This window comes from Mumia sp. zg.B17 (assembly GCF_019550915.1).
GTDB lineage: Bacteria > Actinomycetota > Actinomycetes > Propionibacteriales > Nocardioidaceae > Mumia.
This window is the reverse complement of the sequence record NZ_JAHWCI010000005.1, coordinates 83,463-107,289: the sequence shown is the minus strand read 5'-3', so window position 1 is coordinate 107,289 and position 23,827 is coordinate 83,463. Positions and strand designations below refer to the sequence as shown.

The window sequence follows — 23,827 nt, the reverse complement described above, 5'->3', positions numbered from 1 at the left end:
CTCCCGCGCCGCGCGCGGGCTCGTAGGACTAGACCCCCCAGCACGCCGAACCATCCTGGGAAGCGGGATGGTCGAACGCAGGAATGGAGCCTCGGAGTTGGACTCGAAGGTCATCTACACCCACACGGACGAAGCGCCGCTGCTCGCGACGTACTCGTTCCTCCCGATCATCCAGGCCTACGCGGCCAAGGCGGGCGTCACGGTGGAGAGCCGCGACATCTCCCTCGCCGGGCGGATCCTCGCGCAGTTCCCCGACCGCCTCCCGCCCGAGCAGCAGGTCGGTGACGCCCTCGTCGAGCTCGGCGACCTCGCGAAGCGGCCCGAGGCCAACATCATCAAGCTCCCCAACATCAGTGCGTCGGTTCCTCAGCTGAAGGCCGCCATCACCGAGCTGCAGGGCCAGGGGTACGCGATCCCCGACTACCCCGACGATCCGTCGACCGACGAGGCCCGCGACGTGCGCGCCCGTTATGACAAGGTCAAGGGCAGTGCCGTCAACCCGGTGCTCCGCGAGGGCAACTCCGACCGCCGGGCGCCGGCGTCGGTCAAGCAGTACGCCCGCCAGCACCCGCACTCGATGGGTGCGTGGAGTGCCGACTCCAAGACCAACGTCGCACACATGGACTCGGGCGACTTCCGGTCCAACGAGAAGTCCGCCGTGATCGACAAGGACGGCTCGCTGCGGATCGAGCTGGTCGCCGAGGACGGCTCGACCACCGTGCTGCGCGAGTCGGTGCCGGTGCTCGCCGGCGAGGTCGTCGATGCGACCGCCATGGACGTCGCCGCACTGCGTGAGTTCCTGACCGCGCAGATTGCGCGGGCGAAGGCGGAGGGCGTCCTGTTCTCCGTCCACCTCAAGGCCACGATGATGAAGGTCTCCGACCCGATCATCTTCGGGCACGTCGTGCAGGCGTTCTTCCCCGAGCTGTTCGCCGAGCACGGCGAGGCGCTCGCCGCGGCCGGCCTGAGCCCCAACAACGGTCTCGGCAGCATCGTCTCCGGTCTCGGGACGCTCCCGGCCGACAGCCGCGATGCCGTGCAGGCCGCGATCGAGCAGGGGATCGCGGACGGCCCCGCGCTCGCGATGGTCGACTCCGACAAGGGGATCACCAACCTGCACGTCCCGAGCGACGTCATCGTCGACGCGTCCATGCCCGCGATGATCCGTACCTCGGGTCACATGTGGGGACCGGACGGCGTCGAGGCCGACACGCTGGCGGTCATCCCCGACAGCAGCTATGCCGGCATCTACCAGGTCGTCCTCGACGACTGCCGGGCTCACGGCGCGTACGACCCGACGACGATGGGCTCCGTACCCAACGTCGGCCTCATGGCGCAGGCAGCAGAGGAGTACGGCAGCCACGACAAGACGTTCGAGATCCCCGCTGCCGGCACGGTCCGCGTGACCGACCAGGACGGCTCGGTCGTCTTCGAGCACCCGGTCTCCCAGGGCGACATCTGGCGCATGTGCCAGACCAAGGACGTCCCGATCCGCGACTGGGTCAAGCTCGCCGTGACGCGGGCCCGGGCCACCGGCGCCCCTGCGGTCTTCTGGCTCGACGAGTCGCGGGCGCACGACCGCAACCTCATCGAGAAGGTGACGACCTATCTCGCCGACCACGACACCGACGGTCTCCAGATCGAGATCATGTCCCCGGTCGACGCGACGGCGTTCTCGCTGGAGCGCATCCGCAAGGGCGAGGACACCATCTCGGTCACGGGCAACGTCCTCCGCGACTACCTGACCGACCTGTTCCCGATCCTGGAGCTGGGGACGAGCGCCAAGATGCTCTCGGTGGTGCCGCTCATCAACGGAGGTGGTCTCTTCGAGACCGGCGCCGGCGGCTCGGCGCCCAAGCACGTGCAGCAGCTCATCAAGGAGAACTACCTTCGGTGGGACAGTCTCGGCGAGTTCCTCGCCCTGGCCGTCAGCCTGGAGCACCTCGCCCAGGTCACCGACAACCCGAAGGCTCAGGTTCTCGCCGACACGCTCGACCGAGCGACCGGCACCTTCCTCAACGAGAACAAGTCGCCCAGCCGCCGCGTCGGCGGGATCGACAACCGTGGAAGCCACTTCTATCTCGCGCTCTACTGGGCGCAGGAGCTGGCCTCTCAGACCGAGGACGCCGAGCTCGCGGCGGAGTTCGCGTCGTTGGCAGAGCAGCTCGCTGCCAACGAGCAGGCGATCACCGAGGAGCTCATCGGGGTCCAGGGCTCGCCCGTGGACATCGGCGGCTACTTCCGCCCCGATGACGCACTCGCGTCGTCGGTCATGCGGCCCTCGAAGACCCTGAACGACGCGCTGGCGGCACTCGGCTGACAGGCCACCGCTGACGACGAGACCCGCCGGGTGCACACCCGGCGGGTCTCGTCGTCTACAGCATGGAGGTCGGATCCACCGGGTGTCCCTCGTCGACGACCATGAAGTGAAGGTGGCAACCGGTCGAGAAGCCGGTGGACCCGACCGACCCCACGACGGTGCCTGCCTCGACCGACGTGCCGGCGGCTGTGCCCGGCCGGATCAGATGGTTGTAAGTGGTCGACAGCCCGCCGCCGTGCTCGACCACCACTCGGTTGCCGTACGCGGGGTCGTACCCCGAGCCGACCACGCGTCCCGCCGCCGCCGACCGGACCGGCGTCCCGCACGGGACCGCGAAGTCCGTGCCGTCGTGCAGTCGGAGCTCTCCGGTGACCGGGTGCACGCGCATCCCGAACGGGGAGCTGATCGGACCGTCTACCGGATGGACCAGCCCTCCCGGGGTGCCACGTCCCAGTGCCGGGGTCGGCGGCGGCACCGGTGGCGGTCCGTACGGCGTCACGAGCCGCACCGCAGCCGCACGGCCGAGGAGCGCGAGCGGATCGGCGTACGCGCGCCCGTGACGACGACCGAGGTGCAGGCAGGCGACGGGAAAGCAGTGTCCGCCCGCGAGGAGGACCCTGCCGAGGACGGCGCCGCGAGCGACGCGGTCACCCTTCACGACGTCGGCGCCGACCGGTTGGTACGTCGAGCGCACGCCGTCGTGGTCGACGCTGACCACCTCGACGCCGGCGACCCGGCCGGCGAACGCCACCACCCCGCCGTCCACCGCCCGGACGATCGCGCCCGGCGCCGCAGCCAGGTCGACCCCGCGGTGACCGGCGGCGTACGGGCCGGTGGGGGCCTCGTAGGCGCGGACGATCGACGGTCGCGGCTCCAGGGGCCACGACCAGGACGACTCCTCGGCGGCTGCCGGGGGAGAGAGGGCGGCGGCCGCGGCCATCACAGGAAGCGCGACGAGGCGAAGACGGTGGGTGTTCATCCGAAGATGCCATCGCAGACAGCGCGGTTAGCGTAGGGACAAGTCGGACATCTGTGGACGGACATCTCGAGCGGACACCTGGGGACGATCTCGGCGTCGCTCGTTCTGCGAGTGGGGGTTCGTATGAGAAGGATCGGTCCTGTCGCAATCATCACCGCCGCGCTGATGGCGGCGTCCGGGGCGTGGACGTCGGCGCAAGGGGCGTCCGCGGCCGCCCCCGTGACGGCGACGGCCGTGACCGCGGTCGCGGCCTCGGCTCCTCCCGGCCCCTCGCGCTACGAGAGGAGAGTCGTCCGGCACACCAACCGCGCGCGCTCGGCCCGCGGCCTGCGCGCGCTCGGCAGGTCCGCGTGTCTCGACCGCTACGCCCAGCGCAGTGCCGACCGCATCGCGCGGACCGGACGACTGACGCACCAGAACCTCCGACCGGTCCTGCGGGCCTGCGGCGGCCACAAGGTGGGGGAGAACATCGCCTACGGCTATCGCTGGCCCGTCCGGGTCGTCCGGGCGTGGATGAACTCACCAGGCCACCGGGCCAACATCCTGGAACCGCGCTACCGGCGGATCGGGGTCGGCGTCCGGCGGGACCGCCGCGGCATCATCTGGGTGAGCCAGGTCTTCGCCTACCGCCGTTGACGCGAAGGACCGGGATTTCGCCGGCTGGACCCTGTGTCCTAGACTGGGAGAAGCGCTCAGACCGTCTGCTGTTCCCTTCACCAGGAACGCCGGCGTGACGAGTGACTTCGCGTGCCCTTCGCCCAGCAAGGCTGGGATGTGCGGCCCTGGTCCTCCCCACACGGGAGGCGGTCCGCGCAAGGGTGCCAGGGTGTCGGCGCCGCCGGCACGTCAACCAGGATCGGGCGCACCCGTGCGCCCTGGCAAGAAAGAGGAACGCCATGGCCGTCGTGTCCATGCGCCAGCTGCTCGAGAGCGGTGTCCACTTCGGGCACCAGACCCGCCGCTGGAACCCCAAGATGAAGCGCTTCATCCTCACCGAGCGCAACGGCATCTACATCATCGACCTGCAGCAGTCGCTGGCCTACATCGACCGCGCGTACGACTTCGTCAAGACGACCGTCGCCCGCGGCGGCACGATCCTCTTCGTCGGGACCAAGCGTCAGGCGCAGGAGGCCATCACCGAGCAGGCGACCCGCGTCGGCATGCCGTACGTGAACCACCGCTGGCTGGGCGGCATGCTCACCAACTTCCAGACCGTCCACGAGCGGATCAAGCGCCTCAAGGAGCTCGACGAGGTCGACTTCGACGACGTCGCCGGCTCGGGCCGCACCAAGAAGGAGCTCCTGCAGCTCAAGCGCGAGCACGACAAGCTCGACCGCACCCTGGGCGGCATCCGCGACATGAGCCGTACGCCGTCGGCGCTGTGGATCATCGACACCAAGAAGGAGCACCTGGCGGTCGACGAGGCCAAGAAGCTGGGCATCCCGGTCGTCGCGATCCTCGACACCAACTGCGACCCCGACGACGTCGACTACCCGATCCCGGGCAACGACGACGCGATCCGGTCCGTCACGCTGCTCACGCGCGTCGTCGCCGACGCCGTCGGTGACGGCCTGATGTCGCGCGGCGCCGGCAAGGAGTCAGAGGGCACCGAGGCGGCCGCCGCGGGTGCCGTCGCTGCCGACGAGCCGCTGGCGGAGTGGGAGCGCGAGCTCGCACAGGGCACCGACCCTGTCACCACCGAGGCTGCCGAGGCCGAGGTCCAGTCGTCGGCCAGCGCCGACGACACCCCGTCCGAGGTCGCCGAGGAGACGGCTGAGGCCCTCGAGGACAAGCCGGCCGATGCGACCGCCGAGGACGCGACCGTCTCCGACGAGCCGGCCGAGGACAAGCCCGCCGACGACAAGCCCGCCGAGGCCTGAGCGCTCCCGCGACACGTCACCACCACTTCGGCCGGTCTCCGGCCACGGACACAGACGAGAGAGATAGAGATGGCAATCTCTGCAGCAGAGGTGAAGAAGCTCCGCGACGCCACCGGCGCGGGCATGATGGACGCCAAGAAGGCGCTCACCGAGGCCGAGGGCGACTACGACAAGGCCGTCGAGATCCTGCGCGTCCACGGTCAGGCCAAGGCCGACAAGCGTGGCGCCGAGCGCCAGGCGACCGCCGGACTGGTGGCCGCGTCGGGCAACGCGATCGTGGAGCTCAACGCCGAGACCGACTTCGTCGCCAAGAACGAGCAGTTCGTCGCGCTGGCGCAGGAGCTCGCCACGCTGGCCGACGAGACCAAGCCCGCCGACGCGACCGCGTTCGCGTCGACCAAGACCGCTGACGGCTCGACCGTCGCCGAGCGGATCTCGAGCCTCGCCGCGATCATCGGCGAGAAGCTCGAGCTCGGGCGCGTCCAGGTCCTCGAGGGCAAGGGCCGCGTCGCGACCTACCTGCACCGTCGCGCGAGCGACCTTCCGCCGGCCGTCGGCGTGCTCATCGAGTACGAGGGCGACGGCGAGGAGACGGTCGCGCGCAGCGTGGCCATGCAGGTCGCCGCGATGCGCCCGCGCTACCTCACGCGTGAGGACGTCCCGGCGGAGGTCGTCGCCAAGGAGCGCGAGATCGCCGAGGCCGCGGCCCGCGAGGAGGGCAAGCCCGAGCAGGCGATCAGCAAGATCGTCGAGGGCAAGGTCAACGCGTTCTACAAGGACTTCGTGCTCCTCGACCAGCCGTCGGTGACGGAGCAGAAGAAGTCCGTGCGTCAGGTCCTCGACGAGGCCGGCCTGAGCATCACGCGCTTCGCGCACATCGAGATCGGCGCCTGACGCGCTCCGATTTGGCAGGATGATCTGACGACGACGCGCGATACGGAGGCCGGTGTGGTGGACGAGAACGAGACAGTCGACCCGCCGGCCTCCGTGCCGTCCGGGCTGGAGCAGGATGCCCCTCCGGCGGAGCCGGCGCGTCGGGTGCTCCTCAAGCTCTCCGGCGAGGCGTTCGGCGGTGGCAGCCTCGGAGTCGATCCCGACGTCGTCAACACGATCGCGCGCCAGATCGCGGAGGGCGTCGCGGCCGGTGTCGAGGTCGCGATCGTCATCGGGGGCGGCAACTTCTTCCGTGGCGCAGAGCTTCAGCAGCGGGGGATGGACCGGGCGCGTGCCGACTACATGGGCATGCTCGGGATCGTCATGAACTGCCTCGCCCTCCAGGACTTCCTGGAGAAGCGTGACATCGAGACCCGTGTCCAGACCGCCATCACGATGGGCCAGGTCGCGGAGCCGTACATCCCGCGTCGGGCGATCCGCCACCTCGAGAAGGGGCGCGTCGTGATCTTCGGTGCGGGGGCGGGCATGCCCTACTTCTCCACCGACACGGTCTCGGCCCAGCGTGCGCTGGAGATCAAGGCCGACGAGGTGCTGATGGGCAAGAACGGTGTCGACGGCGTCTACACCGCCGACCCCCATAAGGACTCCAGCGCCACCAAGATCGACTCCATCTCGTACACCGAAGCGCTCCAGCGCGGGCTGCGGGTCGCCGACGCGACCGCGTTCGCGCTCTTGATGGAGAACAAGCTGCCGATGCGCGTCTTCGGGATCGAGGGAGACGGCAACATCTCCTCGGTCCTGAGAGGTGAGAAGATCGGCACGCTGGTCTACGCAGACTGATCGACCAGAGACCTCTACGAAGGAGCAGGCCAGTGATTGACGAGACCCTGCGCGACGCTGACTCCAAGATGGACAAGGCCGTCGAGCACGCGCGCGAGGAGTTCGCCGCGATCCGCACCGGGCGTGCGCACCCCGCGATGTTCGCGAAGATCACGGCCGACTACTACGGCACCCCGACACCGATCCAGCAGCTCGCGGGGTTCCAGATCCCCGAGCCGCGGGTCGTCATCGTGAGCCCGTACGACATCGGTGCCAAGACCGCGATCGAGAAGGCCATCCGTGACTCCGACCTCGGCGTCAACCCGACCGACGACGGCAAGGTGCTGCGGCTCGTCCTCCCGCAGCTGACCGAGGAGCGCCGCAAGGAATACATCAAGCTCGCCAAGTCCAAGGCCGAAGAGGGCCGGGTGGCCGTCCGCAACATCCGCCGCAGCGCGAAGCAGGCGATGGACAAGGCGGAGAAGGACGGCGAGATCAGCAAGGACGACGTGACCGGCGGCGAGAAGCGCCTCGACGGGCTCACCAAGAAGCACGTGGACCGCATCGACGAGCTCGTCAAGAACAAGGAGCAGGAGCTGCTCGAGGTCTGATGAGCTCACCAGACGTGCCCGCGGCGCCCCAGCAGCGCGGCGGGCGAGACCTTCCTGCCGCGATCGGGGTCGGTGTCGGCCTCGCGGGCGCCGTCATCATCTCGCTCTTCTTCGTGAAGGCGCTGTTCGTGCTGGTGGTCGTCACCGCGGGCGCGGTGGCGATCTGGGAGCTCTCGTCCGCGCTCGCGAAGGCCGGCATCGCCGTCCCGCTCCCGCCGCTGATGGCCGGCGGTCTGGCGACGCTGGCCGCGGCGTACGTCGGTGGCACGGAGGCGATCGCCATCGGTGCCGCTCTGACGGTGCTCGGCGTGTTCGTCTACCGGATGCCCCGCGGCGCGGACGGGTTCGTGCGCGACACCTCCGCCGCCGTCTTCATCTTCGGGTACGTCCCCGTGCTCGGGTCCTTCGTCGTCCTGATGGCGGCCGAGGACGACGGTGCGTGGCGGATCGTGACCTTCATCGTCGTTACCATCGCCTCCGACATCTTCGGGTACGCCGCGGGCTACAAGCTGGGCAAGCACCCGATGGCTCCCACGATCAGCCCCAAGAAGTCCTGGGAGGGCTTCGCCGGATCGGTGCTGGGGTGCGTGCTCGCCGGCGTGCTGTGCGTGGTGCTCCTCCTCGACGGTCGCTGGTGGGTCGGAGTGCTGCTCGGTCTGGCCGCGGTCGCGATGGCCACGCTCGGCGACCTCTCGGAGTCGATGATCAAGCGCGATGTCGGCATCAAGGACATGAGCGATCTGCTGCCGGGCCACGGAGGCCTCATGGACCGCCTCGACTCGCTGCTGGCGGTCGCGCCGATCTGCTGGCTGGTGCTGCACTTCCTCGTCCCCGTCGCCTGACCGCCGGACGGCGCGCGGGGTTGGTGGCGGATGGGACAATAAACCTGACATGTCTCACGTGAACCCGAACCCGCTCCCGCTCGTCTTCGAGCAGCCCAAGGGACGGGGCAAGCCGCCGCGTCACCTGGCCGACCTCGACCTCGCCGCCCGCAAGGAGGCCGTCGAGGCGCTCGGTCTCCCCGGCTACCGCGCCAAGCAGCTCTCGACGCACTACTTCACCCGGCTGGTCTCCGACCCCGGCGAGATGACCGACCTGCCGGCAGGCATCCGCGACCAGCTCGTCGCCGGTCTCATGCCGCAGCTGATCACGCCCGTCAAGACGCAGACCGCCGACCGAGGCACCACCCGCAAGACGCTCTGGCGGCTCTTCGACGGTGCGCTCGTCGAGTCGGTGCTCATGCGCTACCCCGACCGCGCGACGATCTGTGTGTCGAGCCAGGCCGGGTGCGGGATGGCGTGCCCGTTCTGCGCCACCGGCCAGGGTGGGCTGCAGCGCAACATGTCGACCGGCGAGATCATCGAGCAGGTCGTGGACGGAGCCCGGACGATGGCTCGTGGCGAGGTCCCCGGTGGGCCTGGCCGGCTGTCGAACGTCGTGTTCATGGGCATGGGCGAGCCGATGGCCAACTACAAGGCCGTGATCGGCGCCGTACGCCGGATGGTCGACGACGGCCCCGAAGGGCTGGGCATGTCGGCCCGCAACATCACGGTCAGCACCGTCGGGCTGGTGCCCCGGATCAAGCAGCTGACGGAGGAGGGCATCCCCGTCACGCTCGCGCTGTCGCTGCACGCCCCCGACGACGAGCTGCGCGACGAGCTCGTCCCGATCAACACCCGCTTCAAGGTCGCGGAGGCGGTCGAGGCAGCGTGGGACTACGCGCGGACGACCAAGCGGCGTGTCTCGATCGAGTACGCCCTGATCAAGGACATCAATGACCAAGCCTGGCGTGCGGACATGCTGGGCGACCTGCTCCGCTCCTACGGGGACTGGGGCTGGGTCCACGTCAACCTGATCCCGCTCAACCCGACCCCGGGCTCGATCTGGACCGCGTCCGAGCCCGAGGACGAGCGGGAGTTCGTCCGCCGGCTCGAGGCCAAGGGCATCTCGACGACGGTCCGTGACACCCGCGGCCAGGAGATCGACGGGGCGTGCGGCCAGCTCGCAGCGGCCGATGCCTGATCCCACCCACCGGCTCAGCCGGGCCGGGCTGCCGGCGGTGCTCGCCACCGACCTCGACGGGACGCTGCTGCGCTCCGACGGCAGCCTGTCGCCCCGTACCCGCGAGGCGATCGCCCGCGCGGAGGAGTCCGGGGTGCCGACGGTCTTCGTGACCGCGAGGCCGCCCCGGTGGTTGGACGCGTTCGCCGACGCGGTCGGAGACGCCACCGGGGGAGTGGCGCTCAGTGCAAACGGCGCGTTCGTCTACCACGTGGCGAGCCGGACCGTCACCGACCACGGCACGATCGCCCCCGGTCTGCTCCGTGACCTCGGGGCGTCGCTGCGGGAGGCGTTGCCCGGTATCGCCTTGGCGGTCGAGCGTGCCGACGGCATGCGCCGCGAGGAGGCCTTCGCCTACGTCCGGGAGTCTCCCGAGGCCGACGACCTCGACGAGTGGGACGCCATCGCGTCGCAGCCCGCGGGGAAGCTCCTGGCCAAGCTGGACGGGAGTGATCCCGACGAGTTCCACAGGCGGGTGGCGGCCGTGCTCGACGGACGGGCGGAGCTCGGCTTCTCCGGTGCCGTCGGCCTCGCCGAGATCACCGCGCCGGGTGTCACCAAAGCGAGCGGGCTGGCGGCCTGGTGCGCCGGGAACGGCTTCGACCGTGAGTCGGTCTGGGCCGTCGGAGACATGCCCAACGACCTGCCGATGCTGCGCTGGGCCTCCCGTTCCTTCGCGGTCGCCAACGCCCACCACGACGTCCTCGACACGGTCGACGAGGTGGTGCCGAGCAACGACGACGACGGTGTGGCTGCCATCCTGGACCGGATCTGCGACGAGCACGGCGCGCTGCGCCGTACCCCCTGACCGACAGGAGCACCCGTGATCGACGTAACCCGCGACGGAGTCGTGACCACCGTGGAGCTGCGCCGGCCCGAGCGCCGCAACGCCCTCGACCTCGACACCTGCCACGAGGTGCGTGAGGCGGTCGAGACCGCGGTCGGCGACGGGTCACGAGCAATGCTGATCACCGGCCAGGGCACCAGCTTCTGTGCGGGCGCCGACCTCACGGGCGTGTACGGGTCGGACTTCGTCGACGCCCTGTACGCGATGCTCCGCACCATGACCCGGGTCGAGATCCCGGTCGTCGCCGCGGTCAACGGGCCGGCGATCGGCGCCGGGACTCAGCTCGCCCTCGCGTGCGACCTGCGGGTGGCCGCGCCGACCGCGGTGTTCGGCGTGCCGACCGCGCGCAACGGGATGGCGGTGGACGCGTGGACGATCCGCACGCTGGCGGCAGTGGCCGGTGCCGGCACGGCCAAGGCCCTCATGCTCGGCGCAGACCTGCTCGACGCCGAGACGGCGTACTCGCGCGGGCTCGTCGACCGGCTGGGTGACACCGACGCCGCAGCGGCGTGGGCGCACGAGATCGCGACCTTCGCGCCGCTGACGCTGGCCTACAACAAGCTCGTCCTCAACGGTGACCCCACCGATCCCGAGACCGCGGAGCGCATCGCCCGCGGCTGGGAGGCGTGCTGGGGGAGCGAGGACGTCCGGGAGGCCGCGCTCGCCCGTACGGAGAAGCGCGCTCCGGTGTTCCGGGGGGTGTGATGTCTGCTCAGGTGCTCGTCTTCGACGGCGACTGCGGCTTCTGCTCCTCGTCGGTTCGGTGGTTGCGGCGCTGGGCGCCGTCGCGTCGCGCCCGGATCGTCGCCTGGCAGCAGGCCGACCTCGACGCCCTCGGGCTGACGGCTGTGCAGTGCTCGGCGGCCCTCCAGTGGGTCGACTCCGGGCGTCGGGCCGCTGGGCCCGAGGCTGTCGCCGCCTACCTCCGTACGGCTCGCCCGCCCTGGCCGGTGGTCGGACGCGTGCTCGTGACACGACCGGCGACGGCGTTGGCGTGGCCGGTCTACCGGTGGATCTCCGCACACCGTCACCAGCTTCCGGGCGGCACCCCGCAGTGCGCGCTGCCCACGACCCCGGGCGAGCCGGGAGACGCTCCCGACGGAAGGACGGCCCCATGAGCGGACCTCGCTGGTTCACTCCGCCGAAGGATCCGGCCGACCCCTCGACGGGTCGGCTCAACGCCGTCTACGACGCCCTCGACCACCTGGTCGTCGCGGGAGCCGCCGAGGTGCCCGCCCTGCGAGCGCCGACGGGGACGACCTCGTACGCGGTGCTGCTGGAGCAGGTCGCGGCGATGGGTGGGTTGATGCGCGCTCTGGGCGTGCGTGAACGCGACGCGGTCGCCGTGGCGTCCCTGCCCTCGCCCGAGTCGGTCGTCGCGCTACTCGCTGCCGGTCGGGTCGGAGCGACGGCCTGGGTCGGTGAGCAGCCCGCGCCGTTGATCGAGCGGAGCGACCCCGCGCTCGTGGTCGCCGACGGGGAGCAGATGCCCGTGGTCGCGACCGCCGTCGACGCGCTCGACCCTGCGCGTCCGCGTGCGGTGGTGGTCGTACGCCCGGGGGAGTGGTCTCTTGTCGAGACCCGCGACGTCGCCTGGGACCCCGCGTTGAAGGCCGGGGCCACCGATCCCGCGCCCGTCGTCCCGGTGGCCGGCGGGACCGCGCTGGCCGTGACCGGTGACGGGCACCGGGTGGTGCACGAGCGTGCCGGCCTCGTGACGCCGTACGAGGAGCCGGCCGTCCTCGGGTCGGCGTGGGACGAGGCCACCGTGGTCGCCGTCCTGGCCGGGCTCATGTCCGGTCGGGGGCTCGTGCTGCCCGGCGCCTGACGGGCTACTGCACGCCCCACGCGTAGGTCTGCTTGCGCAGCCGCAGATAGACGAACGTCTCGGTCTGTGTGACCGCCGGGATGGCGCGGATCTTGCTGGTGATGACGTCGAGGAGGTCGTCGTCGCTCTCGCACACGATCTCGGCCAGCACGTCGAACCGGCCGGTCGTGATCACCAGGTAGTCCAGCTCGGGGATGTCCGCAAGCGCGTCGGTCACCGCGAACACGTCTCCGTCGACCCCGATGCCGACCATGGCCTGGCGCGCGAAGCCGAGCTCGAGCGGGTCGGTGACCGCCACGATCTGGATCACGCCGGCGTCGGTGAGCTTCTGGACGCGTTGGCGTACGGCCGCCTCGGAGAGCCCGACCGCCTTGCCGATCGCGGCGTACGACCTCCGGCCGTCCACCTGGAGCTCGGCGATGATGCGCTTGGAGACCTCGTCGAGGACGACACCGTTGGTGGACCTGCGCTCCGTCATGCGCACATCCTGCCCGAGCGCCGGGTCCTCTGCCTCCGCACGTCAGTCGTTTCAGCGTGGAGATTGTCACGCATTCTGGGCAGATCGGCCCCGCTGGCTCGCGATTTCGTTGCGAGACAGTAAACAACTGCGGAATCCCTTGTCCCGGTTGCTCCCGACGTGTGACGATCCCCGCAGGTCGAACGCCACCACGGTGCCCGTGAGGCACCCCGTACGGATCGAGGTCGCGTCACTTGGTGAGGCAGATGAGCCGCCGGACGATGCTCCGGGGCGTAGGAGGAGCCGCGTTCCTCGCCGGGAGCGCCGCCGTGCTGCCGATGTTCGGCACACCTGACCGCCGGCAGGACCCGGCCGACTGCAGGGCACCGGACCGCAGCTCGGACCGTCGTCTGATCGTCTCGAACTGGCCGGAGTACATCGACCAGCCCGACGACGGCTACGTCACCACGATGGACCAGTTCATGAAGGAGACGGGCATCCAGGTCAGCTATACCGCCGACGTCAACGACAACAACGAGTTCTTCGCGAAGGTCGTCAACCAGCTCGGCGCCTGCGAGCCTGTGAACCGCGACATGTTCATGCTCACCGACTGGGCCGCGGCACGGACGATCGAGATGGGGTGGATCCAGCCCCTGGACGCCGCGAAGGTGCCCAACCTCCACAACAACCTCATCTCGTCCCTGCAGGGACTGGGCTGGGATCCGGACCGGACCTACTCGGCACCGTGGCAGGCCGGGTTGACCGGCATCGCGTACAACAAGGCCAAGGTCTCCGAGGTGGGCTCGTTCTCCGACCTCCTGACGCGGCCGGATCTCAAGGGGCGCGTGAGCCTGCTGACCGAGATGCGCGACACCATGGGCTTCCTGCTGCTCAAGAACGGCGCCGACCCAGCCGACTTCAGCGACGACGAGTGGGGCGTCGCGATGGAGGATCTCCGGCGTGCCTCCGACGGCGGGCAGATCCGGGCCTTCACGGGCAACGACTACGTCCAGGACCTCGCGGCGGGCAACATCGTCGCGTGCGAGGCCTGGTCGGGCGACGTCCTCGCGGCGGGCGACCCCAACATCGAGTTCGTCGTGCCCGAGGAGGGCCTGATGATCTGGGCCGACAACATGCTCGTCCCCAACCAGGCCGAGCACCAGGCCAACGCCGAGACGTGGATCGACTACTACTACCGGCCGGACGTGGCCGCCAAGCTCGCGGCGTGGGTCAACTACATCTGCCCCGTGGAGGGCGCCCAGGCCGAGATGGAGAAGATCGATCCCGACATGGCGGCCGACCCGCTGATCTTCCCCGACGACGCGACGCTCGCCATGACCCACTCGTTCATGGCGCTCGACGAGTTCACGATGCGTGAGTACGAAGGAGACTTTGCCGATGTCACTGGTGGCTGACGACGACGCGACGACGCGCGACGACCAGGAGACGAGCAACCGCGACCTGCGGCTGACGGCCCTCACCAAGTCGTACGGCTCATTCACCGCGGTGCGGTCGCTGGACCTCGTCGTGCCGCAGGGATCTTTCTTCGCGCTGCTCGGTCCGTCGGGGTGCGGCAAGACCACGACGCTCCGGATGGTCGCGGGTCTGGACACGCCCACCTCGGGGACGATCACCCTGGGCGACCGCGACATCACCTACGACAAGCCGTACAAGCGGCCGGTGAACACCGTCTTCCAGAGCTACGCGCTCTTCCCGCACCTCGACGTCTCCGAGAACGTCGCCTTCGGGCTCAAGCGGCGCGGCGTCAAGGACACCAAGGCGAAGGTCGCCGAGATGCTCGACCTGGTGGAGCTGGGCGGTCAGGGGCACAAGAAACCCACCCAGCTCTCGGGTGGCCAGCAGCAGCGCGTCGCCCTCGCACGGGCCTTGATCAACAGCCCCGAGGTGCTCCTCCTCGACGAGCCGCTCGGTGCGCTCGACCTCAAGCTGCGACGCGGCATGCAGATCGAGCTCAAGCGGATCCAGACCGAGGTCGGGCGGACCTTCGTCCATGTCACGCACGACCAGGAGGAAGCCATGACCATGGCCGACACGGTCGCGGTGATGAACGCGGGCGTGATCGAGCAGATGGGCCCGCCGGCCGCCCTGTACGACAACCCCCGGACGACCTTCGTGGCGAACTTCCTCGGCCAGTCCAACCTCCTCGCGGGAGAGATCCTGGGCCCGGACGGTGACGCCGTCACGGTGTCGGTCCAGGGCACGACCGTCTCCATCCCGGCCGAGCGCAGCCACGCCGTCGGCGGCAAGGGCTGGGTCGGCATCCGCCCGGAGAAGGTGATGATCGCCGAGGTCGGTGGCGAGATCGACGCACCGGGCAACCGCTTCGCGGGGGGTGTGGTGACCGACGTGAGCTTCGTCGGCGTCAGCACCCAGTACCTCGTCCGCATGCCGTGGGGCCAGGAGCTCATGGTGTTCGAGCAGAACACCGGTCGACGCCCGATCTTCGCGGTCGGGACGCCGGTCGACCTGTCGTGGCGCCCCGAGTACGCGTTCCTGCTCGACGCGAGCCAGGACGCGAAGGCCGGCGTCGAGGACGGGGACGACTGATGACCCACCAGCCGCAGGAGGCGCTGGTCGAGCCCGACGCCGTCGGGCTCGGGTCGTCCGGCGACGACCCGGGGGAGGGGCACGAGACGGTCCGCGGACGCGGCGGCCGGTTCACCGGCTACTGGCTGATGCTCCCGTCGGCGCTCTGGCTGGCGCTGTTCTTCCTCGTGCCGTTCTACTCGCTGATCGCGATGAGCCTGTACGACCCCACAGGGTCGAACCTGACCGGCTACGACATGACGTGGCACGTCGCCAACTACGTCGACACGATCCAGGCCTACTGGCGGCCGCTGCTGCGGTCGTTCTGGTACGCCGCGATGGCGACCGTCGCGTGCCTCGTCCTCGGCTACGTGCTCGCCTACGCGATCGCGTTCAAGGCGGGGCGCTGGAAGAACCTGATGCTGGTCCTCGTCATCGCGCCCTTCTTCACCAGCTTTCTCCTCCGCACGCTGTCGTGGAAGCTGATCCTGGCCGACGAGGGCTGGATCGCCGAAGGGCTCCGGACGCTGCAGATCCTCGGCGAGGACGGCCGGCTCCTCGCGACGCCGTTCGCCGTGGTCGCGGGACTCACCTACAACTTCCTCCCCTTCATGGTGCTGCCGCTCTTCGCGAGCCTGGACAAGATCGACAACCGGCTCGTGGAAGCGGCCGGCGACCTGTACGCATCGCCGGCGCGCGCCTTCTTCAAGGTGACGCTGCCGCTGTCGATGCCGGGGGTGGTCGCGGGGACGCTGCTGACGTTCATCCCGGCCGCCGGCGACTTCATCAACGCCGAGCTCCTGGGCAGTCCCAACCAGCGGATGATCGGCAACATCATCCAGAACCTGTTCACCAACCAGGGCGACTATGCCGCCGCCGGCGCGCTGTCGATGACGCTGATGATCGTGATCACGGTCGGCGTCGTGTTCTACATCCGCCGCGCAGGAACGGAGGACCTCGTATGAGTGCGCTGCACAGGCTCGGCCGCTGGGTCGGCGAGCACCTCGTCCTCGCCCTCGGCGTGCTGGTGCTGGTCTACATGTTCGTGCCGGTGGCGATCGTGGGCCTGATGAGCTTCAACGACCAGGCGTCGCGCAACGTCTACCGGTTCGACGGGTTCACGCTGGACAACTGGCTCAACCCGTGCGACCCCTCGGGGATGTGCTCGTCGGTGGTCCGCAGCGTCGAGATCGCGTTGCTCGCGACGGTGGTCGCCACCATCCTCGGGACCCTCGCCGCGTTCGCGCTCGTGCGACACCGGTTCGTCGGTCGCGGCCCGCTCAACACCCTCATCATCCTGCCGATGGCCGCGCCGGAGATCGTGCTCGGGTCGTCGTTGCTCGCGCTGTTCGTCTCGGCCGGGTTCGGCGGCCAGCTGGGGTTCTGGACGATCTTCGTCGCCCACGTGACGTTCTGCCTGTCCTTCGTGATCATCACGGTCCGAGCGCGGTTGTCGGGGCTGGACGACAATCTGGAGCAGGCCGCGATGGATCTCTATGCGACGGAGAACCAGACGTTCTGGCGGGTCACGTTCCCGCTGGTGTTCCCGGGCATCCTGGGCGCGGCCCTGCTGAGCTTCTCGCTGTCCTTCGACGACTTCATCATCACGAACCTCAACGCCGGCCAGACCGTCACGTTCCCGATGTACGTGTGGGGTGCCGCGCAGCGCGGCATCCCGATGCAGGTCAACGTCATCGGCACGGCGATGTTCCTGGTCGCGGTGCTGATCGTGCTCGGCAACGAGGTCGCCCGGCGCCGGCAGTCGAAGGTCACCGCCTGAGCGTGCGCTCGCAAGCGCAGGCCAGCGCACGAACGACGGCCGCCGCTCCCGGGGTACCGGGGAACGGCGGCCGTCGCCGGCTCAGAGCAGGTTCTGACCCTCCGAGATGACCGAGCGCAGGATGCTCTCCATCTCGTCGAAGTGCTCCTGGTCGCAGATCAGCGGCGGTGCCAGCTGCACAACCGGGTCGCCGCGGTCATCGGCGCGGCAGTAGAGCCCGGCGTCGTACAGCGCCTTGGAGAGGAAGCCGCGCAGCAGGCGCTCGGACTCGTCCTCGTTGAAGGTCTCCTTGGTCGCCTTGTCCTTGACCAGCTCGATCCCGTAGAAGAAGCCGTCGCCGCGCACGTCGCCGACGATGTCGAGGTCGAGGAGCTTCTCGAGCGTCGACCGGAAGCCGTCCTCGTTGGCGCGGACGCCCTCGTTGATGCCCTCGCGCTCGAAGATGTCGAGGTTGGCCATCGCGACCGCGGTCGAGACCGGGTGCCCACCGAAGGTGTAGCCGTGGAGGAAGGAGGTGTGACCCTTCAGGAACGGCTCCATGAGCCGGTCGGAGGCGATCATCGCGCCGAGCGGTGCGTAGCCGGAGGTGAGGCCCTTGGCGCAGGTGATGATGTCGGGCTGGTAGCCATAGCGCACCGCGCCGAACATCTCGCCGAGCCGCCCGAACGCGCAGATGACCTCGTCGGAGACGAGCAGGACGTCGTACTCGTCGCAGATCTCGCGGACCCGCTGGAAGTATCCCGGCGGGGGAGGGAAGCAGCCGCCGGCATTCTGGACGGGCTCGAGGAACACCGCCGCGACCGTGTCGGGGCCCTCGAACTCGATCGCCTCGGCGATGCGGTCGGCTGCCCAGCGTCCGAAGGCCTCCGGGTCGTCGCCGTGCTCCGGGGCGCGGTAGATGTTGGTGTTCGGGACGCGGAAGGTGCTCGGCACGAGCGGCTCGAACGGCGCCTTCATGTCGGGGATGCCGGTGATCGACAGGGCGCCCTGCGGGGTGCCGTGGTAGGCGATGTGACGGCTGATCACCTTGTGCTTGGTGGGCTTGCCGGTCAGCTTGTAGTACTGCTTGGCGAGCTTCCAGGCGGACTCCACCGCCTCGCCACCACCGGTGGTGAAGAAGACACGGTTGAGGTCGCCGGGTGCGTACGAGGCGACGCGCTCGGCCAGCTGGATGGCCGGCGGGTGCGCGTACGACCACAGCGGCATGAACGACAGCTCGCGGGCCTGCTTCGCGGCGGCCTCGGCCAGCTCCTCGCGGCCGTGCCCCACCTGGACGACGAAGAGGCCGGCGAGCCCGTCCAGGTAGCGCTTGCCGGCGGTGTCGAAGAGGTATGCGCCCTCCCCCTTCGCGATCACGGGCACGTCCGCGGTGTCGTACGTGCTGTGACGCGTGAAGTGCATCCAGAGGTGATCCTTGGCAGCGCGCTGGAGGTGCGCGTCGTCCCACTGTTCGCTCATGGACCGAGTATCGCGCAGGAAGGGTCTCGGGGCAAAGGTTCTCGACAGTGATAGGCCTTACGAGGTACGGAATCCGAAGGCCGACACCTCCCTGACCATTCAATCCATTGTCAGCCTCTCCGGCCTGTGCCAGATTGAGGGCATGACCGAGACCCTCACGAACTTCGTCAACGGCGACAAGGTGGCGGCCCTCGACGGCGCCACGTACGACGTCATCGACCCCTCGACCGGACAGGTCTACGCGCAGGCGCCGATGTCTCGCGAGGCCGACGTGGACACGGCGATGAAGGCCGCTCAGCAGGCCTTCGACAACGGCTGGCGCGACACCACGCCTCGGGAGCGCCAGGCCGCGCTGAACAAGCTCAACCAGGCGATCCACGACCGCCTCGACGAGATCGTCGACGTGGAGGTGAAGAACACCGGCAAGCCTCGCGGCCTCACCGTGAGCGAGGAGATGCCCATGGTGGACGACGCGCTCACCTTCTTCGCCGGTGCCGCGCGCGTGCTCGAGGGCCGCGCGGCGGGTGAGTACATGGCCGGCCACACCTCGATGATCCGCCGCGAGCCCATCGGCGTCGTCGCGCAGGTGACGCCGTGGAACTACCCGCTGCTCATGGGCATCTGGAAGATCGCCCCCGCCCTGGCCGCCGGCAACACGATCGTGATCAAGCCGAGCGACACGACGCCCGCCTCGACGGCGCTGCTCGCGGAGATCGCTGCGGACATCCTCCCGCCCGGCGTGCTCAACGTCGTCTGCGGCGACCGAGACACCGGGCGCGCGCTGATCGCTCACCCCACCCCGGCGATGGTTGCGATCACCGGGTCCGTCCGCGCCGGGATGGACGTCGCCCGCTCGGCGGCGGAGGACGTCAAGCGCGTGCACCTCGAGCTCGGCGGCAAGGCGCCGGTGGTGGTGTTCGACGACGCCGACATCGAGGCCGCGTCTGCCGCGATCGCCGAGGCCGGCTACTTCAACGCCGGCCAGGACTGCACCGCCGCGACCCGGGTCCTGGCGTCGCCGCGCGTGTACGGCGACTTCGTGGACGCGATCGCCGAGCAGGCCAAGGGCCTGAGGACAGGACTGCCCGACGACGAGGAGGTGCTGTACGGCGCCCTCAACAGCTCCGACCAGCTGACGCGGGTGTCCGGCTTCGTCGACCGTCTCCCGGACCACGCGACGCTCGCCGCCGGCGGGTCGCGTCCCGGCGGAGACCTCGCCGACGGCTACTTCTACGAGCCGACTGTCCTCGCAGGGCTGCAGCAGGACGACGAGGCCATCCAGAACGAGATCTTCGGTCCGGTCATCACCGTCCAGCAGTTCTCCGACGAGGACGAGGCGGTCCGCTGGGCCAACGGCGTCCCGTACGGTCTCGCGTCGTCGGTGTGGACCAAGGACCACGGGCGCGCGATGCGGATGGCGCGGCGTCTCGACTTCGGCTGCGTCTGGATCAACACCCACATCCCGCTGGTCGCGGAGATGCCGCACGGCGGCTTCAAGCGCTCCGGGTACGGCAAGGACCTGTCGATGTACGGCCTCGAGGACTACACCCGCGTCAAGCACGTGATGAGCAACCTCGAGGCCTGAGCGCCGCAGGTTCGGTCACACCAGGCCGGCCTCGTGGACCGCGATCGCGACCTGGACGCGGTTCGCGGCGTCGAGCTTGGTGAGGATCCGCGACACGTGCGCCTTCGCGGTCGCGAGGCTCATGTGCAGGTCGACGGCGATCTCGGCGTTGGACATCCCGCGTCCGACGGCGACCGCCACCTCGCGCTCGCGCTCGCTGAGCACGGCCAGCCGCTCTTTCGCGTCGCCGTCGCCGTCCCCGAGGTCGCGGACCCGCCGGATCAGCTGCTCGGTCACGCTCGGCGACAACATCGGGTCGCCCGCGGCAACTTTGCGCACGGCATCGACCAGCACCTCCGGCGCGGTGTCCTTCAGCAGGAACCCGCTCGCGCCGTGCCGCAGCGCGCGCAGCACGTAGTCGTCGGCGTCGAAGGTCGTCAGGACGATCACGTGGGGCGCCGACGGGGCGCGCTCGAGCTCGGCCGTGGCGGAGAGCCCGTCCATGCGGGGCATCCGGATATCCATGAGCACGACGTCGACGGGTGTCGACCGGAGGACACGGAGGGCGTCGAGACCGTCGGCGGCCTCGGCGACGACCTCGACGTCGTCGGCGCCGCCGAGGATCAGCCTCAGCCCGGCCCGTACGAGGGCGTCGTCGTCGACCAGCGCGACCCGGATCATGCCGGCCACGGTAGTACGAGGGTCAGGACGAACTCGTCCCCGGTCACCCGATGCGAGAGCGTCCCGCCGACGAGGTCGGCACGCTCCGAGAGGCCCACCAGCCCCAGCCCCGACGTAGGCAGACGGTCCTGCGTCGACCCCACCCGCAACGGGTTGCGAGCCTCGATGACGATCCCGTCGCCTGGCTCGCCCCGCATCACCACCGACAGCATCGTGTCCGGAGCGTGCTTGTGCGCGTTGGTGAGTGCCTCCTGAACGACGCGGTAGGCGGTCCGGCCGATGCGCTCGGGCGGCGCGTGCGGTGAGAGGTCATCGGTGAGGGAGACCCGCATCCCCGCGGCGCGCGCACCGCTCACCAGGTCGGGCAGGTCCCGCCACGACGGCTGAGGGCGGTCGCCCGCCCCGGCGTCCTCGTCGGCGCGGAGGATGCCGAGCACCTCGCGCAGGTCGGTGAGCGCGAGGTGGGCGTTGTCCCGGATCACCTCCGACGAGGTGCGGACCTCCTCCGGTGGCAGGTCGGTGCGGTACGCCAGCGCGCCGGCGTGCATCGCGACCATCGAGATGCGGTGGGCCAGCACGTCGTGCATCTCGCGTGCGATCCGGGCCCGCTCTGCCGTGCGAGCCTGGGCGACGCGGCTCGCCTGCTCCGCCTCCGCCACCCGAGCACGCTCCCGCAAGGTGTAGAGCAGCTCGCGGCGCGACCCCACGTACATGCCCACCGCGAACATCGTGACCACGATCGGCACGCTGAGAGCCAGGACGATCCTCCAGTCGTCCTCGAGAGTCGGGTCGATGAGCGTGACGACGACGGTCTGCACGGCCACGAGCAGGCCGATACCGACGATCTCGCGCAGCCTGCGCCGCGTCGCGAGCGAGACCACCGCGAGGACGGCGGGACCGGCGGCGGCGTACGAGAACGCTCCGATCACCGTGACCGCGGCGGCCACCGCCACGGGGTGCTGCCGGCGCCTCGTGACCAGCGCAAGAGCGACCAGACCTCCGACGAGGTCGGCCCAGAACCACCGGGGTGCGTGCTCTGCCTGCCACTGCGCCACACCCGACAGCCAGGTCACAGCGCTGATCAGGACCGCCAGGACGTAGCGCCAGAGCTGGCTCCACCACCGCAGCGGCGGCTGGTACGCCGCGGGGTCGACCTCGTTCACAGCCACAGCCTAGGCACTGGGCACGGTCGGCGAACCGGCCGAAGGTCGGTCTCCGACCCCGTACCCCCTACTTTCGGCCACGTCGGCCGAGCCAATGGGCCGATGTGGATGACCGCGCGCTGCGCGATGCTGGAGCCATGATTGAAGTCCAGAACCTCTCGAAGAGGTACGGCGACCACCTCGCGGTCGACGACATCTCCTTCACCTGTCGTCCCGGCTCGGTGACCGGCTTCCTCGGTCCGAACGGTGCCGGCAAGTCGACGACCCTGCGGATGCTCGCCGGGCTCACGATCCCGACCGCCGGCTCGGCGACCATCGGCAGCCACCGCTACACCGACATCCCCAACCCGGGCACCCAGATCGGCGTCCTCCTCGACGCGTCGGCCCAGCACAACGGCCGCACCGGTCGTGAGGTCCTCACGATCGCGAGCCGCACGATGGGCCTGGACCGCGGGCGCGTCGACCAGATGCTCGAGGTCGTCGGGTTGTCTCCCAAGGAGGCCAAGCGGCGGGTCGGCAACTACTCGCTCGGCATGCGCCAGCGGCTGGGCATCGCGCAGTCGCTCCTGGCCGACCCCCAGGTGCTGATCCTCGACGAGCCGGCCAACGGTCTGGACCCGGCAGGCATCCACTGGATGCGCCAGCTGCTGCGCCACTACGCCGACCGCGGCGGCACGGTGCTGCTCTCCTCGCACCTGCTGCACGAGATCGAGGTCATCGCCGACGAGATCATCGTGATCGGCAACGGCAAGATCGTCGCGCAGGGGCACAAGGAGGAGCTGCTCGCCGGTGCCGGCACGTTCGTACGGGCGGAGGAGGCGGACGCGCTGGCGCGGGCGCTGTCCGTCGCAGGCATCCACGTCACGCCGGCGACCGCTGACGGCTTCGTCACCGACGCTGATCCTGTCGCCGTCGGCAAGGCGGCGGCTGCTGCCGGCGTCGCTCTCGTCGAGCTCCGACCCGGTGACCGCGCGGGGTTGGAGGACCTGTTCCTCCAGCTCACCGCCGACAACCAGCGCGACCCGCTCGCGCCCACCCCCGCCCCGGACGCCGGCCCCCGGCCCGGCTTCGGCCCGCCCGATCCCCAAGGAGGACAGGCATGACCGCGCTCGCCCCGGAGGTCGGGATCGACCTCACCCGTCCTCGGGTGCCCTTCACCCGCCTGGTGGCCGTCGAGCTGCGCAAGCTCGCCGACACCCGTGCGGGCAAGTGGTTGCTCGGCACCGTGGCCGTGATCAGCGTCGTCGTGATGGTGATCATGCTGTGGGTCGTGCTGGCCAACGACATCTCGGTCTCGTTCAAGGACTTCCTCACCGCCATGAGCGTCCCGATGGGAGTTCTGCTGCCGGTGCTCGGAGTGCTGTCGGTGACCAGCGAGTGGTCGCAACGGACGGCCCTCGTCACGTTCACCCTCGAGCCGCACCGCGGCCGCGTCCTCGCGGCGAAGGTCGTCGTGGGGCTGATCGTGGCGCTGTTCGCGGTGGTCGTCGCGGCGATCGCGGCCGCGTTCGGCAACGTCTTCGCCGGGCTCGCGTCGGACACGACGATCTGGAACGTCAACGCGGTGGAGCTCCTCGGCTTCTACGCGATGCAGGCTCTCGGGATCCTGATGGGGCTCACGTTCGGCGCGCTGCTGCTCAGCTCGCCGGCGGCGATCGTCGTCTACTTCGCCTGGGCCTTCGTCCTCCCGACAATCTTCGCGGTGGCGTCGGTCTTCATCGACTGGTTCGGCGACCTGCTCCCGTGGATCGACTTCGCGACCGCACAGATGCCGTTGTTCGACGGAGGCTGGACCGGGGAGAAGTGGGCCCAGCTCCTGGTCTCCGGGACGATCTGGCTGATCATCCCGTTCGTCGTCGGGGCGCGGCGCGTCCTGCGCAGCGAGATCAAGTAGCCGGCACCAGCCGAGGACGACGTCGCGGGCGCACCTGAGACACT

24 protein-coding genes are annotated in these 23,827 nt (G+C 69.8%); 19 read left to right on the top strand and 5 right to left on the bottom strand.

Annotated features, from left to right (window positions below):
• Positions 1 to 67 precede the first annotated feature (67 nt).
• Positions 68 to 2,320 carry an NADP-dependent isocitrate dehydrogenase gene (locus tag KV097_RS06145; protein ID WP_220365383.1) on the top strand — a complete coding sequence of 751 codons (2,253 nt, stop codon included), beginning with the start codon at positions 68 to 70 and terminating at the stop codon, positions 2,318 to 2,320.
• 55 nt (positions 2,321 to 2,375) lie between these two features.
• Here the strand turns inward: KV097_RS06145 and KV097_RS06140 are convergent, their stop codons facing one another.
• A complete protein-coding gene (locus KV097_RS06140) occupies positions 2,376 to 3,299 on the bottom strand; it encodes a peptidoglycan DD-metalloendopeptidase family protein (protein WP_220365382.1) in 924 nt (307 codons plus the stop codon).
• 123 nt (positions 3,300 to 3,422) lie between these two features.
• On the opposite strand from KV097_RS06140, the gene KV097_RS06135 reads away from it, so the two are divergent.
• The 11 genes from KV097_RS06135 to KV097_RS06085 all read left to right on the top strand — a co-directional run bounded on the left by KV097_RS06135 (position 3,423) and on the right by KV097_RS06085 (position 12,239).
• Entirely contained in the window at positions 3,423 to 3,935 is a 513-nt protein-coding gene (locus KV097_RS06135; protein WP_220365381.1) for a CAP domain-containing protein, read from the top strand.
• A 260-nt stretch (positions 3,936 to 4,195) separates the two neighbouring features.
• Positions 4,196 to 5,179 (top strand): 30S ribosomal protein S2, encoded by a 984-nt coding sequence (rpsB, locus tag KV097_RS06130; protein ID WP_220346932.1) that lies wholly within the window; start codon positions 4,196 to 4,198, stop codon positions 5,177 to 5,179.
• A 69-nt stretch (positions 5,180 to 5,248) separates the two neighbouring features.
• Complete coding sequence (tsf, locus tag KV097_RS06125) at positions 5,249 to 6,073, top strand: translation elongation factor Ts (RefSeq protein WP_220365380.1); 825 nt, start codon at positions 5,249 to 5,251, stop codon at positions 6,071 to 6,073.
• A 105-nt stretch (positions 6,074 to 6,178) separates the two neighbouring features.
• A complete protein-coding gene (pyrH, locus tag KV097_RS06120) occupies positions 6,179 to 6,913 on the top strand; it encodes a UMP kinase (protein ID WP_220342465.1) in 735 nt (244 codons plus the stop codon).
• A gap of 35 nt (positions 6,914 to 6,948) precedes the next feature.
• Complete coding sequence (frr, locus tag KV097_RS06115) at positions 6,949 to 7,503, top strand: ribosome recycling factor (protein WP_220342466.1); 555 nt, start codon at positions 6,949 to 6,951, stop codon at positions 7,501 to 7,503.
• The gene (locus tag KV097_RS06110) at positions 7,503 to 8,345 is read left to right on the top strand and encodes a phosphatidate cytidylyltransferase (protein ID WP_220341299.1); all 843 of its coding nucleotides are present in this window, start codon (positions 7,503 to 7,505) and stop codon (positions 8,343 to 8,345) included. The genes frr and KV097_RS06110 overlap by 1 nt, the downstream gene beginning before the upstream one ends.
• A gap of 49 nt (positions 8,346 to 8,394) precedes the next feature.
• Positions 8,395 to 9,525, top strand: coding sequence for a 23S rRNA (adenine(2503)-C(2))-methyltransferase RlmN (gene rlmN, locus KV097_RS06105; RefSeq protein ID WP_220365379.1), 1,131 nt, complete (start codon positions 8,395 to 8,397; stop codon positions 9,523 to 9,525).
• Positions 9,518 to 10,372: an HAD family hydrolase gene (locus KV097_RS06100; RefSeq protein ID WP_220365378.1), complete on the top strand. Its 855-nt coding sequence runs from the start codon at positions 9,518 to 9,520 to the stop codon at positions 10,370 to 10,372. The genes rlmN and KV097_RS06100 overlap by 8 nt, the downstream gene beginning before the upstream one ends.
• A 15-nt stretch (positions 10,373 to 10,387) precedes the next feature.
• The gene (locus tag KV097_RS06095) at positions 10,388 to 11,116 is read left to right on the top strand and encodes an enoyl-CoA hydratase (RefSeq protein ID WP_220365377.1); all 729 of its coding nucleotides are present in this window, start codon (positions 10,388 to 10,390) and stop codon (positions 11,114 to 11,116) included.
• Positions 11,116 to 11,529 (top strand): thiol-disulfide oxidoreductase DCC family protein, encoded by a 414-nt coding sequence (locus KV097_RS06090; protein ID WP_220346935.1) that lies wholly within the window; start codon positions 11,116 to 11,118, stop codon positions 11,527 to 11,529. The genes KV097_RS06095 and KV097_RS06090 overlap by 1 nt, the downstream gene beginning before the upstream one ends.
• On the top strand, positions 11,526 to 12,239 hold the full coding sequence (locus tag KV097_RS06085; protein WP_220365376.1) for an AMP-binding protein: 714 nt from the start codon (positions 11,526 to 11,528) through the stop codon (positions 12,237 to 12,239). The genes KV097_RS06090 and KV097_RS06085 overlap by 4 nt, the downstream gene beginning before the upstream one ends.
• A 4-nt stretch (positions 12,240 to 12,243) precedes the next feature.
• On the opposite strand, the gene KV097_RS06080 is transcribed toward KV097_RS06085, so the two are convergent.
• Positions 12,244 to 12,717, bottom strand: coding sequence for an Lrp/AsnC family transcriptional regulator (locus tag KV097_RS06080; RefSeq protein ID WP_220346936.1), 474 nt, complete (start codon positions 12,715 to 12,717; stop codon positions 12,244 to 12,246).
• A gap of 245 nt (positions 12,718 to 12,962) precedes the next feature.
• On the opposite strand from KV097_RS06080, the gene KV097_RS06075 reads away from it, so the two are divergent.
• The 4 genes from KV097_RS06075 to KV097_RS06060 are packed head-to-tail and all read left to right on the top strand — an operon-like array spanning position 12,963 to position 17,023.
• Positions 12,963 to 14,111, top strand: coding sequence for a PotD/PotF family extracellular solute-binding protein (locus tag KV097_RS06075; RefSeq protein WP_220365375.1), 1,149 nt, complete (start codon positions 12,963 to 12,965; stop codon positions 14,109 to 14,111).
• On the top strand, positions 14,095 to 15,264 hold the full coding sequence (locus KV097_RS06070) for an ABC transporter ATP-binding protein (RefSeq protein ID WP_220365374.1): 1,170 nt from the start codon (positions 14,095 to 14,097) through the stop codon (positions 15,262 to 15,264). Before KV097_RS06075 ends, KV097_RS06070 begins: the two co-directional genes overlap by 17 nt.
• A complete protein-coding gene (locus tag KV097_RS06065) occupies positions 15,264 to 16,208 on the top strand; it encodes an ABC transporter permease (protein ID WP_220341308.1) in 945 nt (314 codons plus the stop codon). The genes KV097_RS06070 and KV097_RS06065 overlap by 1 nt, the downstream gene beginning before the upstream one ends.
• Entirely contained in the window at positions 16,205 to 17,023 is an 819-nt protein-coding gene (locus KV097_RS06060) for an ABC transporter permease (protein WP_255559257.1), read from the top strand. The genes KV097_RS06065 and KV097_RS06060 overlap by 4 nt, the downstream gene beginning before the upstream one ends.
• Positions 17,024 to 17,104: 81 nt before the next feature.
• Here the strand turns inward: KV097_RS06060 and KV097_RS06055 are convergent, their stop codons facing one another.
• The gene (locus KV097_RS06055) at positions 17,105 to 18,481 is read right to left on the bottom strand and encodes an aspartate aminotransferase family protein (protein ID WP_220365373.1); all 1,377 of its coding nucleotides are present in this window, start codon (positions 18,479 to 18,481) and stop codon (positions 17,105 to 17,107) included.
• A gap of 142 nt (positions 18,482 to 18,623) precedes the next feature.
• Here KV097_RS06055 and KV097_RS06050 point away from each other — a divergent pair, with 142 nt between their 5' ends.
• Complete coding sequence (locus KV097_RS06050) at positions 18,624 to 20,066, top strand: gamma-aminobutyraldehyde dehydrogenase (protein WP_220365372.1); 1,443 nt, start codon at positions 18,624 to 18,626, stop codon at positions 20,064 to 20,066.
• Between the two features lie 15 nt (positions 20,067 to 20,081).
• Here the strand turns inward: KV097_RS06050 and KV097_RS06045 are convergent, their stop codons facing one another.
• Entirely contained in the window at positions 20,082 to 20,726 is a 645-nt protein-coding gene (locus KV097_RS06045) for a response regulator transcription factor (protein WP_220341311.1), read from the bottom strand.
• A complete protein-coding gene (locus KV097_RS06040) occupies positions 20,723 to 21,889 on the bottom strand; it encodes a sensor histidine kinase (RefSeq protein WP_220341312.1) in 1,167 nt (388 codons plus the stop codon). The genes KV097_RS06045 and KV097_RS06040 overlap by 4 nt, the downstream gene beginning before the upstream one ends.
• 137 nt (positions 21,890 to 22,026) lie before the next feature.
• Between KV097_RS06040 and KV097_RS06035 the strand changes: the two genes are divergently transcribed.
• Positions 22,027 to 22,992, top strand: coding sequence for an ABC transporter ATP-binding protein (locus tag KV097_RS06035; protein WP_220341313.1), 966 nt, complete (start codon positions 22,027 to 22,029; stop codon positions 22,990 to 22,992).
• Positions 22,989 to 23,783 carry an ABC transporter permease subunit gene (locus KV097_RS06030; protein ID WP_220365371.1) on the top strand — a complete coding sequence of 265 codons (795 nt, stop codon included), beginning with the start codon at positions 22,989 to 22,991 and terminating at the stop codon, positions 23,781 to 23,783. Before KV097_RS06035 ends, KV097_RS06030 begins: the two co-directional genes overlap by 4 nt.
• Positions 23,784 to 23,827: the final 44 nt, after the last annotated feature.